The sequence below is a fragment of the Ralstonia sp. 22111 genome, from assembly GCF_052045895.1.
Classification (GTDB): Bacteria; Pseudomonadota; Gammaproteobacteria; order Burkholderiales; family Burkholderiaceae; genus Ralstonia; species Ralstonia wenshanensis.
The window spans coordinates 214,475-217,419 of record NZ_JBQEPR010000009.1; the positions used below are offsets into that span (position 1 = coordinate 214,475).

4 protein-coding genes and 1 pseudogene are annotated in these 2,945 nt (G+C 53.0%); all 5 read right to left on the reverse strand.

Annotation, left to right across the window (positions count from 1 at the left end; translation table 11 throughout):
* Positions 1–141: 141 nt before the first annotated feature.
* A complete protein-coding gene (locus ACTJK4_RS21075; protein ID WP_322017932.1) occupies positions 142–471 on the reverse strand; it encodes a hypothetical protein in 330 nt (109 codons plus the stop codon).
* Positions 468–917 (reverse strand): annotated as a pseudogene (locus ACTJK4_RS21080) (RHS repeat-associated core domain-containing protein); the annotation flags it as partial. The pseudogene ACTJK4_RS21080 and the gene ACTJK4_RS21075, both read right to left, overlap by 4 nt.
* Positions 918–933: 16 nt before the next feature.
* A complete protein-coding gene (locus ACTJK4_RS21085; RefSeq protein WP_322017933.1) occupies positions 934–1,329 on the reverse strand; it encodes a hypothetical protein in 396 nt (131 codons plus the stop codon).
* Between the two features lie 346 nt (positions 1,330–1,675).
* Positions 1,676–1,885, reverse strand: a complete 210-nt coding sequence (locus ACTJK4_RS21090; protein WP_322018077.1) for a zf-TFIIB domain-containing protein — start codon at positions 1,883–1,885, stop codon at positions 1,676–1,678.
* A gap of 10 nt (positions 1,886–1,895) precedes the next feature.
* A partial coding sequence (locus ACTJK4_RS21095) for an RHS repeat-associated core domain-containing protein (RefSeq protein ID WP_440818843.1) occupies positions 1,896–2,945 on the reverse strand: 1,050 nt, incomplete at its 5' end.

Below are 2,945 nucleotides of genomic sequence, written 5' to 3' on the forward strand. Positions count from 1 at the left end.
TTGCTCCCTGCTGTTTTGCTTGGTCTGCTATTTCGGTTTTGTGAGCACTAATCCTGGAATTTAGTTTTGAGCCACACCCCAGTTCCTTGAGCCATAGCCGTGCTCCTTCTCCAAGGGCCCCCCTCCCGCGGCCCTTGTTGTCTAGTTGTTTGTCTTGATGCGAAACGCTTCCTTCAGCGTTACTTCATCGTCCAAATCCCCATCTTCGAAACATCCAACAACCCTGCCGCTCAACGCTCCTTGCACCAGCTTGCATAAATTCAGCGATCTAAAATTAACTTCCAGCCATAGCGACCGATCGCTCTCTTGAGTCAACCTAACATCATATTCAGCCAATGTCTGTAGCTGCCGATCCTTCAGACAAACTTCCAGTGCCTGCGCCTTGACGCATGCGTCACTCGACTTCAACGAGTCTATGACATGCTGCGCTGAAGTAGTGTCGTCAAATACCAATCTATATTCGTAGCTCATGATCCGTGTGGCCTCCCTCGAACAGCTGGTAGATCAGCAGGATTACGGATACCAATGCGTGTTTCATTCGGATCTAGCGACACAAGTCCTCGGTCATTAAGTTGATTCCCAGCAGGATCTTCTTTGTGGACATGCGCGTTATTTCCCGATCTATAAGGGCAAGGACACTTGTTTCCGTATTTGTGAACTCGGACGTGCGATCCATCCGCATGCTTCCAAGTCTCGTTTACGCCGTTGTCTTTCGTTTTGGCGAAGCCCGCATCATTCAGCACTGACCCAACGCGCGGCACGCTTCGCCCTTTCATCCGTGGCAAATCAGTTGCAGCGGACAGCCCGAACGGGTCGATCCAACTGATCGGGTTCGGCGCGTACTGGTAGACGTTTACCCCATCGAACAGTCCGATGGGATCATTCGAGATGAATCGCCCGTACCGGTGCCGGTTGTAAAGCCATTGTACTGCGCTACTTCTTGATGGCTAATCCTTCTGGCCCGACAGCATCCGTTACTTCAACGTCTCTTACGTCGAAGTCAAGGCTTGGCTCACGACCGGCCAATGAGACGAAGAGATCGTGAACATATTTCCTCTTATCATCGATGTCGTCCAGCGGGACCTCCTGAGGAATAATCTTCTTCCAGTTTTCGAGCCAGGAATCTGAAGCCAGAACGTATTCCAATACATCAATAACACGCTCCCGTGAGATCGGACCAAAGCGATTAAATTCGGCCTTCGCCTCTTCATAGATCCTATTTACCCCTTCGTCGGTATTGATGTAAAAATGGTCCAACTCATCATCCGTCATAGACAGAAGAAAATAATAAAGCGGACGAAGATAATTGAAGTTAATCAGCTTAGTCATAGCTGTGGATATGCAGTCACGATATTTCCGTTGCGCCGAACCACCGTAACCCTCTTCGTGGTCTCAGGGCAACCACCACCCGCCCTATAGCCTTCGCCGACAGTTTTGCCCATATCAAATGTCTCCGTGTTGGTCCCGTTTGCGTTCATCAACACAATACCTCGCTGAATTGCATCCAGTTGGGCGATATTGCTAAGGAATCGAGTTGAATCGACAGGCTGCGGACGTCTTGGACACGGATTGTCGGGGGGTATGCCAGTCTTTGCGCGATGCTCACTGCCATCTAAACGACGGGCTTCAACTCATCACATCAGCAACAAGGGCCGCTCACACGGCCCTTGGGTCATCAAATACGCTTAATTACTTCCAGCTCATCCCATAGCTGGGATAGCCCAATCGACTTCATATAAGTTCCATAATCAAAGAAGTTTTCGGAACTAATCTCGCCGCTTGATAACCATGTCGCGTCGCACTCGGGGCAAATATAAATTATGCGCTCATTCGCTTTGATTCGCGCCTCTACAATCGCATCTTGCTCACACCGTGGGCAAATCATTTCCACTCCTTTAATGCGCTGGATAAGCCGTAATAACCTCGTTCGTTCCAGGACGAGTGATTACCTTGATGTTTTCCTCCCCGGCACTACCTACAGCCCTACCCATGGGGATGACATAAGCCCCCGGATCGTTGGCTAACGGCTGGCCGCGTTTCGCCCAGGCCTCATCCACCAAGTCTAATGAACCGCCTTTCTTGCAGGTACAGAACACTGAGTGAGTTGGCTTGTCCGAATTAGGAGACTCGTGCTCCAAGACATGCTTAATTCGATTGCCTTGTTTGGACCCTTTGCCGTAGCTCAATCCGTTCGGTGTGCTCCAACTTCCCGTGCTCTTGTCATAGTCGAGCTTCAGCAACCCGAGCGGATCAATCCAGTTGACCGGATTGGGCGCGTATTGGTGTACGTTAATCCCACCTGCCAACCCAATCGGATCCTTCGATATGAACCGCCCACTGCTCGGGTCATAGTACCGATGCCGGTTGTAATGCAGCCCCGTCTCATGATCAAAGTACTGCCCCTGGAACCGAATCGGGTTCTGGATGCCCGCCTTCCTGGCTGCATCGCTAATGACTTCTTGCGCCGCTCCCCACGCCTTGTAATTTGCACTCCACGCAATCTCACCGGTTTGGTCAGTAAGCTCCTGCGGCGTGCCCAGGTGGTCGCACTGGTACCACGCCAAACTATCAAACGGTGTGGGCTGAATCTCGTACTGCCACAGCGGATCCTCATCGATGTCGTAGTCAGCCTCGGCATAGGCAGGCTGCTTGTGCAGGGGCAGCGTCCCGTGCGTGACGCCCTGGGCGATGGGGACGAAGCTGTTGGGTTCGTACAGATAGTGCGTGGTGCGGGTGCTGCCGGGTGACGGGTGGTAGGCGCCCTGGCGCATGATGTCGGCGTCGCGCCGGGCTTCCCAGGCGAGGGTGTCGCCGTCCCAGCCGTAGAGCGTGAGACCACACCCCAGTTCCTTGTTCACCCGTGCGCGTTCGTTGTGGATGTAGACGCTGCCAGCGCCGAGGGGCTCGAAGTAGACCGCCTGTGCGTGTTTGGTGATGCGCCGGCC